The organism is Rubrivirga aquatilis (assembly GCF_046845665.1).
Taxonomy (GTDB): domain Bacteria; phylum Bacteroidota; class Rhodothermia; order Rhodothermales; family Rubricoccaceae; genus Rubrivirga.
Map to the genome: position 1 here is coordinate 1,881,105 of NZ_CP177355.1, position 20,521 is coordinate 1,901,625.

The 20,521-nt window shown below is 67.9% G+C and carries 21 protein-coding genes and 1 tRNA gene; 13 read left to right on the forward strand and 9 right to left on the reverse strand.

Annotated elements, in window-relative coordinates; genetic code table 11:
* The first annotated feature begins 101 nt into the window (after positions 1–101).
* Complete coding sequence (locus ACLII4_RS08070; RefSeq protein WP_412070391.1) at positions 102–926, forward strand: hypothetical protein; 825 nt, start codon at positions 102–104, stop codon at positions 924–926.
* A 115-nt stretch (positions 927–1,041) separates the two neighbouring features.
* Here ACLII4_RS08070 and ACLII4_RS08075 read toward each other — a convergent pair whose 3' ends face one another.
* Positions 1,042–1,383 (reverse strand): hypothetical protein, encoded by a 342-nt coding sequence (locus ACLII4_RS08075; protein WP_412070392.1) that lies wholly within the window; start codon positions 1,381–1,383, stop codon positions 1,042–1,044.
* Positions 1,384–1,735: 352 nt separating this feature from the next.
* On the opposite strand from ACLII4_RS08075, the gene ACLII4_RS08080 reads away from it, so the two are divergent.
* Positions 1,736–2,386, forward strand: a complete 651-nt coding sequence (locus tag ACLII4_RS08080) for a hypothetical protein (RefSeq protein WP_412070393.1) — start codon at positions 1,736–1,738, stop codon at positions 2,384–2,386.
* 196 nt (positions 2,387–2,582) lie between these two features.
* Here ACLII4_RS08080 and ACLII4_RS08085 read toward each other — a convergent pair whose 3' ends face one another.
* The 3 genes from ACLII4_RS08085 to ACLII4_RS08095 all read right to left on the reverse strand — a co-directional run bounded on the left by ACLII4_RS08085 (position 2,583) and on the right by ACLII4_RS08095 (position 4,114).
* Complete coding sequence (locus ACLII4_RS08085) at positions 2,583–3,161, reverse strand: hypothetical protein (protein ID WP_412070394.1); 579 nt, start codon at positions 3,159–3,161, stop codon at positions 2,583–2,585.
* A 180-nt stretch (positions 3,162–3,341) separates the two neighbouring features.
* Positions 3,342–3,716 (reverse strand): hypothetical protein, encoded by a 375-nt coding sequence (locus tag ACLII4_RS08090; RefSeq protein WP_412070395.1) that lies wholly within the window; start codon positions 3,714–3,716, stop codon positions 3,342–3,344.
* A 137-nt stretch (positions 3,717–3,853) separates the two neighbouring features.
* Positions 3,854–4,114, reverse strand: a complete 261-nt coding sequence (locus ACLII4_RS08095; RefSeq protein ID WP_412070396.1) for a helix-turn-helix domain-containing protein — start codon at positions 4,112–4,114, stop codon at positions 3,854–3,856.
* A 170-nt stretch (positions 4,115–4,284) separates the two neighbouring features.
* On the opposite strand from ACLII4_RS08095, the gene ACLII4_RS08100 reads away from it, so the two are divergent.
* Both ACLII4_RS08100 and ACLII4_RS08105 read left to right on the forward strand, forming a co-directional pair.
* Positions 4,285–5,106, forward strand: coding sequence for a hypothetical protein (locus tag ACLII4_RS08100; RefSeq protein ID WP_412070397.1), 822 nt, complete (start codon positions 4,285–4,287; stop codon positions 5,104–5,106).
* 374 nt (positions 5,107–5,480) lie between these two features.
* On the forward strand, positions 5,481–6,593 hold the full coding sequence (locus ACLII4_RS08105; protein ID WP_412070398.1) for a T9SS type A sorting domain-containing protein: 1,113 nt from the start codon (positions 5,481–5,483) through the stop codon (positions 6,591–6,593).
* Between the two features lie 9 nt (positions 6,594–6,602).
* On the opposite strand, the gene ACLII4_RS08110 is transcribed toward ACLII4_RS08105, so the two are convergent.
* The 5 genes from ACLII4_RS08110 to ACLII4_RS08130 all read right to left on the reverse strand — a co-directional run bounded on the left by ACLII4_RS08110 (position 6,603) and on the right by ACLII4_RS08130 (position 10,077).
* A complete protein-coding gene (locus ACLII4_RS08110; protein ID WP_412070399.1) occupies positions 6,603–7,007 on the reverse strand; it encodes a hypothetical protein in 405 nt (134 codons plus the stop codon).
* Positions 7,008–7,314: 307 nt separating this feature from the next.
* Positions 7,315–7,812 (reverse strand): hypothetical protein, encoded by a 498-nt coding sequence (locus ACLII4_RS08115; RefSeq protein WP_412070400.1) that lies wholly within the window; start codon positions 7,810–7,812, stop codon positions 7,315–7,317.
* A 4-nt stretch (positions 7,813–7,816) separates the two neighbouring features.
* The gene (locus tag ACLII4_RS08120; protein ID WP_412070401.1) at positions 7,817–9,016 is read right to left on the reverse strand and encodes a hypothetical protein; all 1,200 of its coding nucleotides are present in this window, start codon (positions 9,014–9,016) and stop codon (positions 7,817–7,819) included.
* On the reverse strand, positions 9,013–9,330 hold the full coding sequence (locus tag ACLII4_RS08125) for a helix-turn-helix domain-containing protein (RefSeq protein WP_412070402.1): 318 nt from the start codon (positions 9,328–9,330) through the stop codon (positions 9,013–9,015). The genes ACLII4_RS08120 and ACLII4_RS08125 overlap by 4 nt, the downstream gene beginning before the upstream one ends.
* 324 nt (positions 9,331–9,654) lie before the next feature.
* Positions 9,655–10,077 carry a hypothetical protein gene (locus ACLII4_RS08130; protein ID WP_412070403.1) on the reverse strand — a complete coding sequence of 141 codons (423 nt, stop codon included), beginning with the start codon at positions 10,075–10,077 and terminating at the stop codon, positions 9,655–9,657.
* Positions 10,078–10,548: 471 nt separating this feature from the next.
* Here ACLII4_RS08130 and ACLII4_RS08135 point away from each other — a divergent pair, with 471 nt between their 5' ends.
* The 9 genes from ACLII4_RS08135 (at position 10,549) to ACLII4_RS08175 (ending at position 20,512) form a co-directional block, all read left to right on the forward strand.
* Complete coding sequence (locus tag ACLII4_RS08135) at positions 10,549–10,770, forward strand: hypothetical protein (protein ID WP_412070404.1); 222 nt, start codon at positions 10,549–10,551, stop codon at positions 10,768–10,770.
* Positions 10,767–11,969, forward strand: coding sequence for a tyrosine-type recombinase/integrase (locus tag ACLII4_RS08140; RefSeq protein WP_412070405.1), 1,203 nt, complete (start codon positions 10,767–10,769; stop codon positions 11,967–11,969). The genes ACLII4_RS08135 and ACLII4_RS08140 overlap by 4 nt, the downstream gene beginning before the upstream one ends.
* A 173-nt stretch (positions 11,970–12,142) precedes the next feature.
* Positions 12,143–12,538, forward strand: coding sequence for a hypothetical protein (locus ACLII4_RS08145; RefSeq protein ID WP_412070406.1), 396 nt, complete (start codon positions 12,143–12,145; stop codon positions 12,536–12,538).
* A gap of 72 nt (positions 12,539–12,610) precedes the next feature.
* A tRNA-Thr gene (locus ACLII4_RS08150) sits at positions 12,611–12,713 on the forward strand.
* A gap of 479 nt (positions 12,714–13,192) precedes the next feature.
* Positions 13,193–15,550 (forward strand): polysaccharide biosynthesis tyrosine autokinase, encoded by a 2,358-nt coding sequence (locus ACLII4_RS08155; protein ID WP_412070407.1) that lies wholly within the window; start codon positions 13,193–13,195, stop codon positions 15,548–15,550.
* Entirely contained in the window at positions 15,547–16,323 is a 777-nt protein-coding gene (locus ACLII4_RS08160) for an SLBB domain-containing protein (RefSeq protein ID WP_412070408.1), read from the forward strand. The genes ACLII4_RS08155 and ACLII4_RS08160 overlap by 4 nt, the downstream gene beginning before the upstream one ends.
* 102 nt (positions 16,324–16,425) lie before the next feature.
* Positions 16,426–18,252: an ABC transporter ATP-binding protein gene (locus ACLII4_RS08165; RefSeq protein WP_412070409.1), complete on the forward strand. Its 1,827-nt coding sequence runs from the start codon at positions 16,426–16,428 to the stop codon at positions 18,250–18,252.
* Positions 18,253–18,260: 8 nt separating this feature from the next.
* The gene (locus tag ACLII4_RS08170; protein ID WP_412070410.1) at positions 18,261–19,541 is read left to right on the forward strand and encodes a hypothetical protein; all 1,281 of its coding nucleotides are present in this window, start codon (positions 18,261–18,263) and stop codon (positions 19,539–19,541) included.
* Positions 19,538–20,512, forward strand: a complete 975-nt coding sequence (locus ACLII4_RS08175; RefSeq protein WP_412070411.1) for a polysaccharide pyruvyl transferase family protein — start codon at positions 19,538–19,540, stop codon at positions 20,510–20,512. Before ACLII4_RS08170 ends, ACLII4_RS08175 begins: the two co-directional genes overlap by 4 nt.
* Positions 20,513–20,521 lie beyond the last annotated feature (9 nt).

A 20,521-nucleotide genomic window follows, 5' to 3' on the forward strand; every position in this document is an offset into this window, starting at 1 on the left:
CGCTGGGCGCGTCCGGGCACATTCCGGGCAAGACCGCGCGGAACGGCGCGCTTGGCTGCGGATTCTCACCGCCCGCCGGACTCCTTTCAATGACCGACTCAATGCGCCTGGTTCTCGTCGCCGCTCTCCTTCTCTCCGCCTCCGCTTGCGGTCCTGACGGAGACGCGGCCGGACCGCAAGCCGATGACCGGAGCCCCGCCGAGGTTGCCGAGGCGGTGGTCCTCGCACGGCTCGACGGCGATCACCCAGAGGCCTACGCCCTGAGTTCGTCGACGGACCGGGCCGCCCGGGACAGCTCGGCATACGTGGCCACCGCGCCGAACACGAACACGGCCGTCTGGCGGGCCGGGCGGGAAGCTTCGTCCTACCAGTTGGGGCAGCCCGTTGTCATCGGGGACTCGGCCTCGGTTCCCGTCACGCTGGAGGTGGTCGACACCGACGCGATCGGGCAGGACTTCATGGCCGAGCTGTTCTCGGGCCGGCTTGGTCAGGACCCCGACGAGGCCGCGGTCGAGTCGGCTATGGACCGGCTGTACTCAGGCGCCCCCCCGATGACGACGAAGCGCGAGACGGTCGAGCTCGTACGTGAGGCTGGCAGCTGGCGAGCCGTTCGCGGGTGGGACTACGGCCAGTACCTGGAACTCTCCGGCGTCGCGCACCGCACCGAGTACGAGATGACGTTCGTGACAGGGGCCGTCCGAAACGCAGGTAGCCAGACTGTCTCCTCACTCCGAGGCACGGCGTACTTCCATGGTCCTGACGGCGGGCGGACCGGCGAGCAGATGGTGTACCTGCTGGGCTCTGAACTCGACGCTCCGCTCCGGCCGGGCTACGTCAAGGAGTTTGAGTCCTACCTCGAGTCCGCGCCGAGCGCGGGAGTGGATAGCGTGTCGATCGAGCTGAACGATTTTACGTTCAGCGACTAGAGCACTGTATCCGCTCTACAACCTCGTTGGGGCGATAGTAATGGGGGAGGGAGCAGTTAAGGCGAACCCGGCCCGAGCTCTTCGGGCCGCTGCACGCACGCGATCTGCCCGGTCGTCAGTCCGGGTCTGGTAAGCCGAGGTATCGGTGGACGTCGAACGCGATGATCTCGCCGCTGTAACCGAGGTCCGTCTCGTGCCAGAGGACATCGTGGAGTCCAAAGCTTTCTACGTAGTCATCGAACTCCTCCGTTCCTTCCTCACCCGACGAGTCCATCCAATAGCCTCCTGAGTAATGGATAAGCGGGAAGGGCTCCTCGTCTGGGTCAGAGACATCGAGCTCCGCGTGGAACAGCTCGACCCTGCCCGGAGGATTCCCCCGGAGGGCCCAGTACTGGCGGCCGTCATCGATGCCGCGTCGAACCTCATCGGTAGTGACGTGGGGCTCAGGTATTGTCATCAGTCGTGCTTGGGGAAAGGGCGACCTCCTCAGAGCCGCCCACGTTACCACTTCTGGACCGCAACCTGACGGGGTAATGACTCGCTGCCCCTTCGGTCTGGAGCCAGGTAGCACTAAGGATGAGTGGGGACCGTCCCTAGACCACCGCCCCGCCCCGGCTGCAGAACATTCCGCTGCAGGCGGACCGAGGTTGTCGGCGGTCTGGCCTTGACCTGCCGTCGCCGCTTCTAGCGCTCCGACCTACCTTCACGCTGTTCGCCCTCGGCCGCTGAACGGCCTTCCTTTATACCGCTGCTCAATGAAACCCACTAAAGTCGCTATGGAGTTGGCAGGTCGCTATGCTGATTCCCCGGTGATCCGATCTCTCGTTCAACTCATTCCGTTTAGCGTAGGGTCAGCCGTCGACGTTGCCATCGCCGGTAAGATTAAATCAATCAGGGAGGATCGAGCGCGGACTTTCTTCGACCAGCTGGCTTCGGGGGAGGCTGAGATAACTACAGAACTTGTGCAGTCAGAAGACTTTCTGCACAGCTACTTCTCTACAGTATCTGCAGCTCTGCGCTCAAGGAGGCGAGAGAAGACTGCCCTCTTTGCAAACTTACTCGTTGGCGGAGTCCGGGAAGCCTCGTTGGACGAAAGTGATGACTACGAAGAGCTCGTCGCCGTGATGGACTCGATGTCGCTTCGGGAGATAGAGTCTCTATTTGTCATTGATTCGGAAGAGACAGCGAACGCCCGAGTTGCGAGTGACGATGACTTGACTTGGGTGAGGCGGCATCTCCCCAGTGTCAGTGACAGGCTCAGAGACGAACTGGGTATTCCTGAGTCGGAAACCGAAAACTTCATCCAGCGATTAAGTCGCACTGGCTTAGTGGAAAAGGTCACACTCGGTAACGAAACTGTTATGTCAGCGACCATCAGCGTTGGCTGGGGCGCGTTCAGAGTGACTAGCCGGTACAAGAGACTGAAGGCGCTCATTCAAAGTGGCCGTCACGCGGCGTAACCCAAAGGCGAACAGGTGCCCAGTGCCACTTGGGCACCACAACCTGACAGCGCAAAAATCTCACTGCCCCCTCGGTCCCCAGCCTCGCGAGGGGTAGGGATCCGCCCCGCCCCTCCGCCTCGGCGCCATGGCGTGCGGCACGAACGCGAGCGCCCCCGCCAGCCGGAGCGGACGGGGGCGCGGTCGGTGGCCACGTTTACGGCGACGCGGGCCGGACGGCGTGCGGGTCGGTCCCGCCGATCTCGATGGCCATCCCGCACTCGGCGAGGGCGAACGTGGCCACCAGGTCACCGAACGGGCCGTGCCACAGCTCCGTCGCGATGTCGCTGGCGGAGTCGGTGGCGCGCTCGGCGAGGCCGCGCGGCCCGAGCGCCACGTCGGCCGGGTCGACGGGGCAGCGCAGGCCGGGGTGCCCGTCCGCCCCGTGGCCGCCGATGACGTAGACGCCGAGCGCGTCGCCATCGGCGTGGAGGGGGAGGCCGGAGGGGACGGCGCGAGCGCCGGTCACCTTGTCCACGTGGGGGCCGACGAACAGCCCGATGTCGCCGGCGCCGTGGAGCCGGTGCGCGAGTTCGGAGGCGACGGCGCCGAGGGCGTGCGGCACGGTCCACGGGTTCTCGGCCGCGCTCTCGGCCGAGGTCGTCGCGAGGTCGAAGGCGTGGGCGGCGTCGAGCAGGGCGCCAGCGGCATTGAGCAACGCGGCCTCGGCGTCGAGTGCGGCGTCGTCGTCGGTGTGGGCCAGCCAGCGCGGCCGACGGTCGGGGGAGGGGGTCATCTTGGGTGTAGCCATAGCGTGAGCTGGGCTGCGACCGAAACCGGCGGGCGGCGATCCCGTACGGTTGCCCGCCGGGCTTCGGTCTGGTGAAAGCGGTCCGTCCCCTGAATGCTGTCTAGGCGAGGGGGGCGGGCCGTGTGTGTTGGTGGGATCGCGGTTCGGTGCGCCGGCGCCGGCGAGTCACGCCGCCAGCGTGGCGGTCACGGCGTCAGCGGCGAGAGCGCGGGCCCGGTCGGCGCGCACGGTCGGCGACCGCTTCACGCGGACGAACTCGGTCACCTCAACGACGCTGGCGGAGCGGTCGGCGCGGGCGGTCGCTTTGATCTCGGCGAGGTACCGGGCGACTTCGCCCACCTCGGGCGGGTAGTCGTAGGTGCGACGGGTCGCCGACTCGATGAGGTAGCCCCGGGTCTCGGTGCGGCCGTCGTCTTCTTCGTCGAGGGCGGCGAGGATGACGGGCGCGAGCTGCGCGAGGGCGTCGTCGATCCGCTCGCGCTCGGCGCGGAGGTCGAGGAAACGGTCGAGGTCGGCGGGGTCGTCGAGGGCGCGGAGCATGGGCAGGGGCGGGTGTGGCAACCGGCCTGGGGCGCTGCGTAGCTTGCGCGCTCCGGCCGATCTGATCGGTTGGTTGTTCGGCGTTCGGTCCGCATTCCTTCCACGGGGGCGGGCCGTTCGTCGTTTTTGGGGTCCGGCTAGTCCAGCTTGCGGAGTCGGTAGAGCGTGTCCGTCGTGTACCCGGCGTAGTGCTCCAGGAGCTGCCGGCAGATGGGCACGCCGGGCGAGGTCTCGCTGAGGGCGCGCGAGACGGCGGGGCGCTTCACGCCGATCGCTTCGGCGGCGGCGGCGTGCGTGACGCCCTTGCGGTCGAGCAGGGCGCGGACCATCTCGGCGAGCCCGGCGGCGTCGTCGACGGTCACGCCGGGGCGGGGGGAGGGCGGGGAGCGGTCGGACATGGGTCGAGGGTCGGGGCTGCGGGGCGGGCTTGTCCCGTGCCCCAGTGTAACGCCAGACGGTACGGGCGTCAAGGCCGTCCGCAACAATAAAAGTTACGGATGTTCCTTGACATTGGTAACATGCAGAGTTACCTTGGGGTCAACAACCAACCGGCCCCGGCCACCTGCAGATGTTCAACCCCGACGACCGCACCGACGCCCTCTACACCCGTGGCGAAGACGACGCCCTCAACGGCTACGCCTTCGACGCCCCCGCCGATGCCGAGGGGGAAGCGGCCTACCGCGAGGGGTACGAGTCGGTGCGCCTCCCGGGCGTGACCGCCAGCGACGCCCCCGCCTACGGCCCGACGCTCTCACCGATCGAGGCCCGCGCCGAAGCGATCGCCGAGGACGCCGCGCTCGTGCTCGCGCACATCAACGCCGTCGGCGTCACCTTCGACGCCCGCAAGAAGGTCGCCGACGCTGAGGAGTTCTCGTTCCTCCGGGGCGGCTCCGCTCTGGCGATCCCGTCGAAGCTGTCCGGCGTCACGGCCTTCCAGGGCGACGTGTCCCGGCTCGCGTCGGCGCTGGCGGACCTGGACGCCCTCACCCCGGGAGCGGCACGGTCCTACCCCGCCCGTCTCCACAAGGGCACTGACGCGAAGGGCGCCCTCGTCGTCGTCGTGATGGCGGAGACGGTGCCGGGCGATCCGGTCTCGCTCCGGGCTCTCGGGATGCTGGCAGACAAGCACGCCGCATGGATCGCCCCCATCCTCGGCACCGTCCCCAACACGGGCGCCGTCACTGAGGCGTCTACCCCGATCCGGGTCTACGTCACGGCCGTGACCGGCGGGACGCCGGACCGCCCGACGCGGGGCGTCAACGTGGCGATCCACGGGGCGGCCGACGCGGTTCGGGCGTTCTACTGCGCGGCGGAGACGGAGGCCCGCCAGAGCGCCGCGTACGAGTCGGGGAGCCGCGCGGCGGTGGAGGCCGCGACGGAGGCCGCCTAGAACGGGCGCCCTTGGACGACACCAGCCGCGGTCCCCAGTTTCGCTCGACTGGGGACCGTTGATGCAAAACGACGCCCCCCGTACGCTTCGACCGTGGATTACGTACCGTCTCGCCGTCCCAGTCCACCTCGGTCGCCATGAGCCCGTACCTCTCACGAATCGTTCTGCTCTGTGTGCTCACGGGCGTGGCCGATGCTCAGACCGGGAGCCCGAGGGCTGTCACCCAGCTGTCTGCCGGCCCCGGAGACACCGCCTATGCTTTGGGCGACACCCTCATCTACCGGACCGATGACGGGGGCCGCTCGTGGGAGCGGTCCGGAGCGCTCTTACGTGTCCCTGGGGACGTCCTCTACTCCTACCCTGGAGGGCCCGTTGTGACCCGAGGCGGGACCCTCATCATCTGGAACGGTATCCGTCGGTTCAACACGTTCTGGTCCAACAGAGTCGCGGGGTCCAACGACGGGGGCCTGACGTGGGACGCTAGGATCGACCCAGGCGGCCCGTCCGACCTGTTCGCCGCGTCCGTCGAGGGCGGGTTCGTCGTCTCGGTCAGCGGGGACGCGATGAACACGCGCTACGGGGTCACCCGGTCCGTCGACGACGGCCGGACGTGGGGGGCGGTCACGGACCCTGACGGTGGCCTCCTCGACGTGGGTCGTGTCAGCGCCATCGCCGCCCGGGGGGACCACGCGGCACTCTTCGACGAGGTGTTGTTCTTCGAGGGATGCCCAGACGGCCCCTACTCCCCATGCGCGGGCGTCGCCCGGTCCGATGACCGGGGCGAGACGTGGACGGCGTCCCTGGCAGCCGGGGCCTATCCGGGGGCCAATCCCAATCCCAACCGCTTGGCGTTGGGACCCGACGGCTCACTCTACGGGTGGACCGAGGGGTACGACCCGGCCGAGGACTACCGCGACGTCTACCGGCTCCCCCCGTCGGACTCGGTCTGGGTCCCGGTTTCGCTCCCATTCCCCACGGCGTTCGTCCGCGCCCTCGATGTCGCCGACGACGGAGCCATCTACGTCGGCACCCAGGATGGCGTGTACGTCTCCAAGGACCTCGGCGGGACGTGGACGGCCGACGGCCTCCGCGGCTCGGTCCGCACCCTCGACCGGACGGAGTCCGGAACGCTTCTGGCGCTGGCGGATCAGGCCGTGTGGCGGCGGACAGGCGACGGGGCATGGGACCGAGGCCAGGTCCCCGTTGGGACGGACGGTTCAGGTCCCCCGGCGGCCACGCTCCAAATCACAGCGTGGCCGAACCCGACGGCCGACCGCGTAGTCGTCGAGACCATCGGGACCCAAGGCGGCGTAGCGCTCGAAGTCCTCGACGTTGTCGGGCGCACAGTCTCACAAGGCAGCCTCGATTCCATAGCAGGGCGGGCACGATTCGACATCGAGGTCGGGTCGTGGTCGCCGGGGGTGTACGTGATCCGGGCTACGGACGCGAGGTCGAGCGCGGTGTCCAGAATCACCGTCGCGCGGTGAGGCGGACGTCTAGAACGGCACCGAGGCCGGAGGGACCGTTCGCATCCTCTCCGACCCGTCGGCCACCAGCTCGGCGCGGCGGAGCGCCGAGAGCGCGGCGGCCACAGCGTCGGGCTCGAGCTCTACCCGGGCCCCGACGTCAAGGGCGCCCTCGGCAGTGAACCGGAGCCCGTCGAGCGCGACGTAGAGCCGGGCCGCGCCGGGGGCGTCCGCCTCGGCCGCCTGCAGGAAGGGCGGGCAGTCGGCCCCACCGGGTAGACCGATCCGGAGCCGGGCCCGGTGCGCCCGCTGGAGGTCGGCGCCGAGGTCGGCCACGTCGCGCCGGCCGTCGTCGTCGAGCGCGTCGCGGAGCGCGGGCGGGAGGGCGTCGAGGGGGCGGAGCGCGGCGGGGCGTTGGCGGTCGGTGCGGTCCATGTCCGGGCGGGTTGGTTGCGGGGCAGAGCGTAGCGCCAGGCCGTGACGGGTGTTCCGTCAGGGGGAAGCGGTGGAGAGAGACGGTCCCCTCGGAACGGGCGGACAACTCCGGACAGTCTTGGGAGCCGGACGCCGCTTGAAAGGGGCGGAAAGCTGCGGCAATCTGGTTGAGAGAGGCTGAGAACGAATCAACCACTACGCTCGCCGTCGGCCGATTTCGGTCCCGACGCGCACGGCCACCAGCGGAAAGCTTGACCGGCTCGCGGGGCCCGAAAACACCGGACATTTCCGGACATTCTGAGCCGGGTCAGGGAGGGAGCGGACGCCCCTCGATGCGCGCCTCAATGCGCGCGACAGCTCGGCGGATGCCAGCGACGGAGAGGGGCCCCGGGGTGTCGGGCTTGGCGTTCGGTGGGAGGGGCCGGCGGTCGCCGGGCGTCCGCCACTTCCCGAGGTGAACGCGCACCGTGCCTCCGCCCTGGGGCCACCCGGGCACGTGGGCCGTCACGTTCCAGGTCCCCCGGCCGTGCCAGCTGGCGGTGCCGCCCGGCCCGTACATCTTCCACGCCGAACCGCCCTCCCGTCCGATCCGGACGCGCGCGAGCCCGACGGGCAGACCGGGCCCGACGACGACGAGCGCGCCCGCGTGCAGCGCGTCCATCACGCACGCGACGACGGGCTCCCATTCCCCGTTGACGCCGTCAACGGTGGTCGTGGGGGTCCATTCAAGGTCGGCGAACACGACCTCCGGTGGGCGGGGCGGGGGCGGCTCGTTCTGGCTGTCCGGGTCGGGCGGGATGGGCACCCTGTCATCTGTCAACATCTGGGGCCTTCTGATGAGGGGGCGCGGGGCCCTCGGGTCGTGGCGAGGTGCCCGGGGGAGGGGTGGCGATCAAGGCGGCGAGGTCGGCGAGGTCGGCGAGGCTTGCGACGCCGGGCGGCGGGCTGGCGGCGCCGTCGCCGGAGGGCTCCGGGTCGGCCTGGCGGAGGTTGGCAGCGAGGCTGGGGCGCGGCCCGTTGGGCAGGTACATGAACTGCGGTCGCCCCCGGCCGTCGGTCCCCCTGGGGTAGAAGTGCCCGGCCGGAACGCCCGCCTCTACGGCCTTCTCGCGCACAGAGTCGGGGTAGGTCTCGCGGTCGACGAGTTGGGGCGCCGACTCGACGGTCCGGCGGTGCTGCCCCTGGCTGTCGCGCCGGACCGCCGTGCGGAGCCAGCCGAACGGGCTGCGGATGGTGGCCGGGTCCTGCGCCTCCAACTCGCGCACCATCGGCAGGACGCGGCCGGGGAACTGCGCATCGAGGTCGGCCACCTTCCGGCTCAGCTCCCGGTCTGTCTCGCCAAGCTGGCGGAGCCGGGCGACCACCTCGGGATTCCCCCGGTCATTCTTTTCCAGACCGACCGACCTGCTGGCGCGGTCCGCTTGCGCTTCGCGCGCGGGGTCCGGTCGGTCGGTCTTTCGAGGATTTGGATTAGGGAATACGGGATGAGGGATGAGGGATGGTAGGTCTGCGCCCTCGGTGCGCCCTTGCTGCGCCCTCGGTGCGCCCTCGGACGGGGTTGGCGGTGCCCCTGGGGTCGATTCTTGCGCCCCAGGTGCGCCCTTGGTGCGCCCTCGGTGCGCCCCTCCGGCTGAAGTGCGCCCCGGATCGGCGTTTCTGATAGCGTCCTGGTCGATAATTGCGCCCTTGGGGGTGGCGAGCCCAGCGTTTTCGAGCCAGTCGGCCGGGACGTTCCGCGCGGCCGGGTTGTCGAGCTGGCGCCCGTCGACGGTGGCCCGCCGGGCGGCTTCGGCCGTGAGGTCGGGCCACTGCCCGCGCACCCGCTTGTACCCCCACCGCCAGCGCATCGCGTACGTCCGCTGCCCGTACGTCTTCCCGGCGTCGATCGTCAGCTGCAGGTCGGCGACCGCGGCCTCGAATGGGTACGCGCCGCCCGCCTCCTTCGCCAGCTCGACGAGCGCCACCAGCGCGACCCGGGGAACGTTGAACAGGAAGCGCGGGCGGCTCACAGCGTCCGGGTCTGGCGACGGATGAACGCCTCGACGGCCGCCGGGTCGAAACGCCGGACGCCACGCCCGGCGCCGATGCGCGTGACCGGGATGTCGCCGCTGGCGACCAACGCCTCGACGGTCCGCGTGCTCACGTTGAGCCGGGCCGCGGCGCCTGCCAGGTCGAGCAACGGCGGGGGCGTGCGGGCCGCGTCGACGAGCTGGGCCACGCGGTCGGCGAGCTGGGCCGCGAGCGCGTCGAGGTCGGGCGCGTCCGACGGCGGGGCGTCGGGTCCGGCGAGCGGGCGGTCAGGGGCCGGGCTGGGGGGCGGCACGGTGTCTGGAGCTGCGACCCCGTTTGACGAACACGACTCGGGCACCCCCTACCGTATCGGTGCCGCCGACGTGAGGGGGTGCCCGTTCGTGCTCGCTCGGCGAGGCCGGAGCGGAGGCAAGGTCGGAGTTGGCCAGGGGGCGTGCCCGCCGGCCATCGTCAGCGGCTAGGACAGGATGCCGATTACTGCGTCACGATTCCTCCCGGCTCCTGCTCGTCCTTGCCCGGCCCTACCGGGCGCGGACCGGGAGGTTCACGTGAATCGGCGTGAACCTGCCAGGTATGCCGGCCCTTGCCTCCCGCTCACGAGCGGTGTGGGGCGTGACTATTTCTGCGCATCCTCCATCCATGCCTCGGCGAACGCTTCGGCACGCCTCTGCACGTCTGGTGCGGTGTCCCCCCGGCCGGTGAACAGGTGACGGCGGCCAAGCCAGTTGAGAACTGCGCGCTTCCCGAGGCGCTCGCCCGATGCACCCACGCACCGCGCCCCAATCCAGTCGGCATACTGTGTCGGCGTGCTCGGCTTCCGGTCTCTGAGTTCGATGATTGCCTCGCACTTGGCGACGTCAGCGGCCTTGAACGACTCCGGGCGATGGGCCGAGAGGTCTTCGGGCGGGGTGATTCCAGACCCGACGTAGACCGGTGCGGAGCCAAGGACAACCCGGCGTGCGAGCAACACGGACACGGCCCGGCGGCGGACGTTGGCCCGGGCGGCACCAGCGCGGTAAGCAGCGGCGGCCGTGGCCATGCGTGCCAAGAGGTCACATACTGGGCCGCACACCGCGCGCGCGCCCGAGCGCTCCGGCCGATACCAAGCGTCGCCCCGGTTAGGGAGTGCGTCTCCGGCTCTCTCGTTGGCGTCGGCCCGCGCCTCCCACGCAGCGTCAAGTTCCTCTAGTGCCGTGCGGACCGCAAGCAGGGTCGCCACGTCGGACCGCCGGAAGTCGTCGAGGGCTCGGGTGTATTCGTCCCGCTCGCTTGGTATCGGCCGGAGGTCTGGGACTACCCCCGACGCCCCTCGCCAGTCCACTTCCGAGAGGTCGAGGTAAACGACGGGGCCAGGCGGCACCGTCGTCGCGACAACGTGCGGGGTTCGGGCTTCGATCAGGTTGCGCCCTGAGGGCAGTCGGCGGCGCTCGCAACGTAGCCCTCTGTCTTGCGCCCGGTCAAGAGAAGACGTACTCTCAGGGCACCGCCGCCCCTCCCCACCATCCCGACGATGCCCGACCTGATCACGACGACCGAGGCGGCCACCCGGAAGGGCTGCACCCGTCAGGCCATCATCAACGCCATCGAGCGCGGCGACCTCAACGCGAGCAAGCTGGGGCCCGTCTGGGCCGTCGTCGACGACGCGGCGCTCGCGGCCTACGCCGTCCGCGAGACGGGCGGCCGGGCGCACCGCCAGCGCGCCGGCGGGCCCGACGTGTCCGCGGAAACGTGAGCGCGGCGAAGTACAGGGCGGAGCTGGCGGACGGGTCCCGGCTCGAGCGCGACTACAAGCTCGACGGCGAGCGGGCCGTCGGCTACGGGTCGTGGTACTGGCGCGTCTACGACCCCGACCGGAGGCCGAAGCGGAAGCGCGTGAACCTCCGGACGAAGGACAAGAGCGCGGCCATGCGCAAGGCGATGGAGCTCGCGGGCGCCCGGTCGCTCGGGACCTACGACCCGTGGGCCGACGCCGCCCCGGTCGGCGCCTCGATGGACGACGCGGCGAAGGCGTACCTCGCCAGCCAGCGCCAGGCCGGGCGGGCTGAGAAGACGGTCGAGGCGGCCCGCCGGCTGCTCGCGGCGTTCGGCCGGTCGCTCCCGCCCGGTGCCCAAGTGGCCCACGTCGAGCGCGGCCACGTCGAGCGGTTCGTCGCCGCGCCCAAGCCGGGGAAGGACGGGCAGCCCGGCCCGCCGAAGTCGGCGGCCACCCGGCGCCGGTATCTCGCCGTGCTCGGGCACTTCTTCCGGTTCTCCGTCCGGAGCGGGTTCACCCGGCGCGACCCGACGGCGGACCTCTCGGCCCCGACGGTCCGGGCCAACCGGCGCGACCACGTCACCGAGGCGGAGGCCGGGGCCATGCTCCGCGCGCTCGATGCCGCCGAGGTCCTCGACGGGCCCTCGGTCGGCTGGGTGCGGGACTGGTTCGTCTTCGGGCTCGGGACGGGCTTGCGGCCGGGCGAACAGGCGGCGCTCGACTGGCGCGACGTCCGGCTCGCCGAGGGGGCCGTGAGGGTGCGCGGCACGAAGACGGCGCAGTCGGACCGGGTCGTGCCCGTGGCTGGCGACGCGCTCACGGTGCTCCGCCGCCGGCACGCCGCGCGGACGGGGGAGGGGGGAGGCTTGGTGTTCACGGCCGCTCGCGGCGGGCCCGTCGAGATGCGGTCGCTCTCGCGCCGTCTCCAGGCGCTGGCGGCTGGCGCGAACGTCGGGAAGAACGTGACGGCCTACTCGCTCCGGCACAGCTACGGGACGCGGATGAGCGCGGCGGGCGTCCCCTTGCTCGACCTCGCGCGGATCATGGGCACGTCGGCCGTGATGATCGAGAAGCACTACGGCCACTACGACCCGGCGCGCGGGGCCTCCCACGTCGCCCGGGTGTTCGGGGTTGACGACGATCAGGCTAAGGAGGCCGTAGCCAGGGAGGAAGCGTGAGCGGGGCAGAGATCATCGCTCTCGGCTCGCTCATACTGAACGGCGTGCTGGCTGCGCTTGCGTTTGCCGAACACCGCCGTGCATCGCGAGCCGAGCAAAGGGGAGCCTCGTCCGACGAGAGAGCAACGCGAGCAGAGGAGCGAGCGACCAGGGCGGAAGACCGGGCAGAGGAGATGCACCGGCTCCAGGCGAAGGTGCTGGCGTTTCAGGCGGAGGAGGCGGAGGCCGCACGGGCGGATCGGGCCGAGTTCACCGTCGTCGTCGATGTGCGAGGCTTCATGAGCATCACGAACACCGGGAACGTACCTGCCGCCGCTCTCACGATCGAGAACGGGGGAGGCCCCGGGGAGACCCCGTTCTACGACCTGCACAAGACGTTCCCCCGCGACATGGCCCCAGGCGACTCGGCCGACGCGTGGATCGACTTTGACGGCGTGGCCACGAAGCCCTACCCGTACGCCCTAGAGTGGACTGCGCCCGATCTCACGAGGCATCGGGTGGATGGTCTGCTGTACGACGATGGCGGCGGGCGAACCGTCCTCCGCCCGTCGAGCAACGGCGGACCGTAAGTGGTCCGGGCACGATCCGGGCAAGTAGGTGCGGAACGGTGCGGGACGGTGCACACCGCGCTTTCACGGATCGGCCATGGTGCCCTCATGAGGCCGGTTCTACCTTTGGGCTCCCACCTCCGGGGCGCACTCGTAATGAGCAGGTCGTCAGTTCAAATCTGACCGTTGGCTCCCAGCGCCCTCCTCGGTATCGGGGAGGGCGCCGTCGTTCGGCGGAGGCCCGGAACGGCGGACGATCCGTGGACTCCACGACGGAGGCGGCACCCGGGCCGGTGGTTCGGCGTACTCAATCTCTGCTCCCGATTCTCGACACGTGGCAAACTCCTCCCAGAACAGCCCCCCGCTTTCGATCGCATCTCGCTTGCGAGTGGCGTGGTGGCGCCTGGGGCTGACGCCGACCGCGCGGCTTCGGGCCGCACGGTTTCGAGAGGCCGTCCGAGACGGCCGGGGCCGGGAGAACAGCTTCCGTATCGCGCGGCGATCGGCTGCGTAACGAGTGTGGGGGAGCGGAATGCTGAGAATTAGTGGTCCCCCCTACTAAGCTGGGCATGAGTTCATCGATCATCTGGGGAGCGCCAACATATGTTGGCCGCACACGAGTCCGCGATTGCGGCAGTCAATGGTCGACTGCCTTCGTCCCCCCACATGTCTTCCATGCCGACCCCCACGCCGTTCCCACCTGAGACGTTCGGGCCGCCTCAGCAAACTCCCGACTACGCCCGTCTGGGCTACGGGTCTGGTCCTCCAAGCCGTCCTCCGTCCGATTTCGCCGCCCAGCTTCGTGAGTGGACCGACGTCGTGGCGCGTGGGCGCTGGTTGATTCTCGGGGCCATCGTCGCCGTCGTGGTGCCGCTCGGTGCCTACCTCGCGTTCGCTCCAGACGTGTATGAGGCCTCGGCACAATTGTACGTGGAGACGGGGTCGGGAAGTCCGCTTGCGGGCGTCCTGCCCTCGGACGCCGGGGAGGCCATGTTCGGCCAAGACCGCGGCATCTCCGACGAGCTCTACATCCTGCAGAACGCTGAGGACCTCGCCCTGGCCACGGCGGATCGGCTGATCGAGGAGGCGGGCGCCCCCGACGCCCCGGCGTTCACCATCCTCGAGACCGAGTCGGGCGAGATGGCGTCTGCAGGGGCCGTCGCCGATCGGATCACCGAGGAGTACCTCCAGATCCGCCAAGATGGGAGCGGCGCCAACGGTGTCCGGATCTCGGCCCGGAGCCGCGTGCCCGCCGAGGCGTCGCGGATTGCCAACCTGTACGCCGAGGCCTATGTGGCCCGGACCCAGAACTCGAGCCGCGCGTCGGTGTCCGCCAGCCGGGAGTTCCTGGAGGCCCAGGCCGACTCCGTCGCCTCCGAGCTCGCCACGCGCGAGAACGCGGCGCTCACCTACATGGACGAGCAGGGCGCGGTCCGTCTCGACGATGAGGCCGCCAACATCGTCACCCAACTGGCGACGCTGGAGGCCGCCCGCGACCAGGCCCGCGTCGAGGCCGGGATGGAGAGCTCGCGCATCACCGAGCTCCGCGCGCAGATCGCCCAGCTCCAGGGCAACGTGGCCCAGCGGATGGGCTCCGGCACCGACCGCGCCCTTCGGCAGGACGAGGAGCAGCTGAGCACGCTCCGCGGCCGGCTGGAGGCGATCTACCTCCGCGACCCGTCCCTCCGCGACCGCCCCGACGTGCCCGCCGAGGTGGCCACGCTCCGGTCCCAGATCGACGGGCTCGACGCCCGCGTCCGCCAGCAGAGCGGCCGGCTCGTCCAGGAGTCCATCGCCGCCGGCGGCGTCGACGCCGCGACCGAGGGGCTGCCCCGGCTGTCCGCCTTGCGCGACCGCCTGACCGCCGCCGAGGTCTCGCTCCGCGGCCACCGCTCGCGCGTCGGCATCTTGAACGGCCGGATCGCCAGCTACCGCAGCGAGCTCGACCGCATCCCCGGCCAGACCGTCGAGCTGGCGCGGCTCGTCCGCCAGCGCGAGAGCGCCGAGCGGCTCGCGCTCGGGCTCGACCAGAAGCTCCAGGAAGCCCGCGTCGCCGAGAGCGCCGAGCTGGGGTACGCCGAGGTCGTCCGCTCCGCCGACGTGCCCGACACGCCGGTCGCCCCGAACCGTCCGCGGACCGCCCTCATCGGCTTGATCGTGGGGCTCGGGCTCGGGCTCGTGATCGCCGTCGGCCGCTCCCAGCTCGACCAGGCCATCCGCCGCCCGAGCCAGCTCCGCGAGCTCGGCCACCCGCTGCTGGGCGTCATCCCGGACATGACCCGCCTCATCGAGGAGGACCACGAGGGCGCCACCGCCATGGGCATCAAGGGCTGGGAAGTCGACAGCCGCATCGTCAGCATCATCAACCCGATGTCGACGGCCGCCGAGTCGTTCCGCGGGCTCCGCACCAGCATCCAGTTCTCGCGGCCCGACGCGGTCGTCCAGACCATCCTCGTCACGAGCGCGAGCCCGGGCGAGGGGAAGAGCACCGTCGCCGCCAACCTCGCCGTCGTGATGGCCCAGTCCGGCCGCCGGACACTCCTGATCGACGCCGACCTCCGCCGGCCCCGCGTCGACACGCTCTTCGGCATGCCGCGCTCGCCCGGCCTCGCGGACTACATCTCCGGGACCGGCACCGAGCGCGACCTCACGGTCGCCGACGACTTCGACGTGCTTCCGGCCGGCACCACGGTCCCGAACCCCACCGAGCACCTCGGCTCCCGGGCCTTCCGCGACCTGCTGGAGACCTTCAAGGGCGCCTATGACCTGGTCATCATCGACGCCCCACCGGTGATGGCGGCGACCGATCCGGTGCTACTCTCGACCCAGGTCGACGCCGTCGTCGTCGTCGCCGCGGCCGGGTCCACGAAGGACTTCGAGCTCCAGCACGCCGTCGAAGAGATCCAGTCCGTCGGCGGCCAGGTGGTCGGCGTCGTGCTCAACCGCTTCGACGTGACCCAGGAATACGGCTATCGCTATCAGTACTCGTACAAGTACGGCTCCAAGTACACCTACGGCTCCGACGACGCATGACCCGCACTTTGATCGCCGCCCTCAGCCTCGTGCTGGCGGCCCCCCTCGGGGCGCAGACCTACAGCGCCGTCGATGACGTCCAGGCGTCGGCCCCGGGCTACTTCACCTTCGCCCGCCCCGGCGAGCGCGTCGTGACCGTCACCGCCGTCGGCGCGCTCGGCGCGACGGGCCGCTACGCCGTCGGCGAAGGCGCGACCGTCGTGGACTTGCTGGCGCTCGCCGGCGGGGCGACACCGGAGCGCGCCGCGACGGCTGTCGTCCGGGTCTACCGCGAGGGTGGCCGGGTCGTCGAGGCTCGGGCCCAAGATCTGTACCGCGACGGCGCCGCGCCGGTCGTCCTGCGCGAGGGCGACGTCGTCGAAGTCGTCGGCCTGACATCGACCGCGCCCGGCTACTACGTCCACTCGTCGCCCGACGCCGAACCGATTGTGGCGACGGCCGCCGGCGCCGTGACCGCACCGGGCCGCTTTGCCGTCGACCCCGGCACGACGGTCGCGGACCTGCTGGCGCTCGCCGGTGGGACGCGCGGCGGGGAACTCGATACGGCGGTCGAGACCACGACGACGGTTCGGCTGTACCGTGCGGGCAACGTCGCCTTCGAGGCGTTGCTCTCCGAGACCTATGCCCGCCCGACGCCCGCGCTTCAAAGCGGTGACGTCGTTGAGCTGACGGTCGTCAACCGGCGCCGCTCGTCGTTCACGTGGCGCGACGGGCTGAGCATTGTTACGGCCGCCGTCGCCGTCGTCATCGCCACCGACCGCGTCGTCAACTAAGGTTCGCAAGCTTATGCGTTACGGACCGTTGCCTGGCGAGTCTTGTCTCTGCGCCTCCCCCGTCGGCTCGGCGCCTCAGACAGCGGGGAGCTGCCTGAGAACATGATGTTGCTCCGGCAGATCAACAGTCTGTTCAACCTCCGAGAGCGGAAGCAACTGGCCATTCTCTCCGTCGCGCTGGTGGTGCGGGCTGGGGTCGAGATGATCGGTGTGGGGAGCATTGCGCCATTCATGAGTGTGGTGGCGGACCCGTCTGTCGTGCAGAGCAACGCGTACCTGAGCGCGGCCTACGAGGCGCTCGGGTTCAGCTCCACGACGGGTTTTCTGACCGCGCTTGGTGTGGCCGTGGTGGCCATGCTCGCGGTCAGCAACGCGATCAGCGCCCTGACCACATGGGGCATGCTGCGCTTCTCATACGGAACGCACCACCGGATCTCGAACCGGCTGCTCCGGGGTTATCTCGCTCAGCCGTACAGCGTGTTCGTTGAAAGCAACAGCGCGGCGTTCAGCAAGACGCTCCTCACGGAAGTGCTGACCGTCATCCAGGGCGTGCTGACGCCGGTGCTGACCATCATGGGGCGCTCGCTGGTCGTCGTGGCGCTGGTAGGGCTCCTCATAGTGCTCGACCCGATGCTGGCGCTCGTCATCGTGCTCGTGCTGGGCGGAGCGTACGTCGGACTCTATCTCCTCATTCGGACGAAGCAGAGGCGTCTCGGGCAGGAGCGCGTCGCCGCAAACCAGGAGCGATTCAAGACCACCGCCGAGGCGTTCGGGGGGATCAAGGACGTGAAAGTGCTCGGGCGGGAGGCCGCCTTCGCGGCGCGCTTCGAGCCGGCTTCGTGGTCCTTTTCGACGTCCACCGCCTCGAACCTGACGATCTCACTGCTGCCGCGGTACCTCCTGGAGACGATCTCGTTCGGAGGGATTGTGCTCATCGTGCTCTTGTACCTGCAGGCCGGCGAGGGGCTCTCGCACATCCTCCCGACGATCAGCCTCTACGCGTTCGCTGGCTATCGGCTGATGCCCGAACTGCAGCAGCTGTTTGGGAGCGTGGCGTCCATCCGGTTTCATCGGGCCGCCCTGGACGATCTGACAGCCGACCTGAGCCGGATCCCACCTGCTGCGCCAGCCCCGGTCAGCCTGCCGCTGCCGTTCACCGATGCCGTCCGGTTTGAAGACGTAACGTTTCGCTACACCGGCGCCGACGGGCCAGCATTGGATTCCCTCTCGCTCACCATCCCCCGCAACCAGACGATCGGGCTGGCCGGGGCGAGTGGGTCCGGCAAGACGACGCTCGTGGATCTGCTGCTCGGGCTGTATATCCCGCAGGGCGGCCGCATCCTGGTCGATGACGTGCCCCTAACCACAGAGACAATCCGTGGCTGGCAGAAGCAAGTGGGTTACGTGCCCCAGCACATCTTCCTGAGCGACGACACGCTCTCGCATAACATCGCCTTTGGTGTACTCCCTAGCAAGGTGGACCCCGCTCGGGTTGAACAGGCCGCGCGGATCGCTCACTTGCACGACTTCATTCTGACCTTGGAGAACGGCTACAGGACCGTGGTCGGCGAGCGTGGCGTACGACTCTCGGGGGGGCAACGGCAGCGGATCGGGATCGCGCGAGCGCTGTATCACGACCCCGAGGTCCTCGTACTGGACGAGGCGACGAGTGCCCTTGATGGGGGAACGGAGGGAGCCGTGATGGAGGCCATTCAAGCACTGGCAGGTCGGAAAACCATTGTGATCATCGCTCACCGGCTGAGCACAATTCGGAACGCTGACCTCATTTACGTGCTGAATCAGGGAGTCGTTCAGGACCAGGGCACCTACGATGTTCTCGAACTGCGGAGCGCGGCGTTCCGGGCATTGGCCAACTCCGACAATGGGGATGCTCAACACGCGACGCAGGTCGACCCATCCCATAGCTGAGCACTCACGTGGAATCGCGAATCACAGTAAATCGTGTCTGGTTAACCGAGGGTGGCACACGTATCAACTACGCGTACCAGGCGTATGGGAAGGCCGCGAAGTTTTTCGATGGGCGCCCATCCTTCTACGCCAAGTACGACACGGACCTCAGTGCTGTGCCGGAAAGCATGTTGATGATCCCGCTAGTGGCCAACCTTGCGCCCATTGCATGGTTTAGCGGGGCCTCGCTGAAAGTAACAACCTTGGACAAACGGTTCGCGGATTCTCTCGGGGAGGTAAGGGAGATATTTGCGAGGGACCATACATCGGTCGGGGAGGGAGACTCCTCACTCGACGTTGAGAGGCTCGTCCACACTCCTGCAAGCGGGCCCAAGCACGCCATGCTCTTCAGTGGAGGCGTGGATGCCTACGCTACCTTCTTTCGACACCGCGATGAGAACCTCGACCTTGTCTCAATACATGGTGCGGACATTCCGATCGACGACGAGGCGCAGTGGCAGACGCTCGTCGATCTCACGGCGCGCGAGCCGGTGCTGGCCCCGCACCCGAAGCGGCACATAGAATCCAATCTGCTGGGTTTTTATACCTACCACGTCAACCTGTTGGTCGAATCCAAGGCGTGGTGGGGCACTGTTCAGCACGGACTTGCACTGAACGCGCTGGTTGCTCCTCTCGGAAATGCTCGTGGGTATTCAAAGGTGTATATCGCTTCGTCATATACCGAATCGATTCAGATAAAATGGGGTTCAACCCCCGAGATAGACAACAGCATAGCTTGGTCCGGATGTGAGATTGTGCACGATGGCTACGAGCTCCAGCGTATTGACAAAATTGATCTGATCGCTACGGAGTCCGAGGCGGGCGCAGTAAATATCAAATTGCGGGTATGCTATTCCGAATTAAACTATGGACTGAATTGTTCTTCTTGCGAAAAATGCTTTAGAACGATACTTGGAATTTCTCTCAGTGGAGTTAATCCGGGTGCGTACGGATTCAGTGTTGGGTCAGATGCATACACTCGAATCTCGGAGCTCGTAAAGTGCGGATTCGCAACTGCGGGATCTCGTTATTTTTGGTGGGAACTGCACGAGCGAATGCTAACCGTACCTGCTGGCGATGCTTATCTCTTGGGTTCGGAGGGTGACTATGAGAGGCTCAAGAATATCCTCGCCCAGCAGCTCGAGTCCCCCGTTCAAGCGAAGTCACTCAGTACCACGAAAATGGCGCTGATTGCGAAGTTCCCTAAACTATTTTCAATTTACCTATCAGTCAGAAGGTGGTTTTCATGAAATACGGATTGCTGACGTACGACGAAAACAGAAAATCGTTCAATGTGGGGGATTACATCCAAAGTCTTGCGGCGAGACAGTTCCTGCCGCAGGTAGATGAGTATGTCAATAGGGAGTCACTGGGCGAATACTCCGGCGGACCAACGAAGCTCATCATGAACGGGTGGTTCACGCACAATGCGTCTGGCTGGGTGCCCTCAAGGGACATCGAGCCCAAGTTTGTATCCTTCCACGTGAACAACACGGCGGCGCCCCTAATGCTTAGTCCTCAGGGGATTGCCTATCTAAAGCAGCACCAACCGATTGGTTGCCGAGATCAGTTTACCGTCGACCTGCTGCAGGGAGTAGGCGTCGAGGCCTACTTCAGCGGCTGCCTGACGTTGACGCTTGATAACTATCGGGTCTCAGACGCTGCTCGGACTGATGATATCTACATTGTAGATCCGCTGTACGGTTATACCACGTGGAACAAGGTCACGTACAGTCCGCGGCGCTTTGTGCGGAGTGTTGTGGATGGCAAAATTCTAACGATCGGTCGTCGCCGTCGCCATCTTGAGAAACTGCTGGATCCCCAGTTGAGGGAAAGGGCACAGTGGATCGAGCAGGAGCCTCCCGCGCAGACGTACACGGATGGCGAGAAGTTTGAAATGGCTGAGGGACTTCTGAATCGTTATGCCAAAGCTAAGCTGGTTATAACATCTAGGATTCACTGTGCCCTGCCGTGCCTTGCGCTTGGGACACCGGTCGTTTTTGTGAACGGGTTTGAGTCAGAAGTGGACTCGTGTCGTTTCGGCGGGATCCATGAGTTGTTCAACCGTATTGACATGAATGTCAAGACTGGTCACTATACGTCTACCTTTGGTTTGGAAGGCAAGGTGACCGAGGACACCGTGATGGAGAACCCTCCCGACTTCAGGATGCTCGTGGGACCCATGAAGCAAACCTGTTCGTCCTTTTTGTCAGATTCGTGAGCTCGCGCC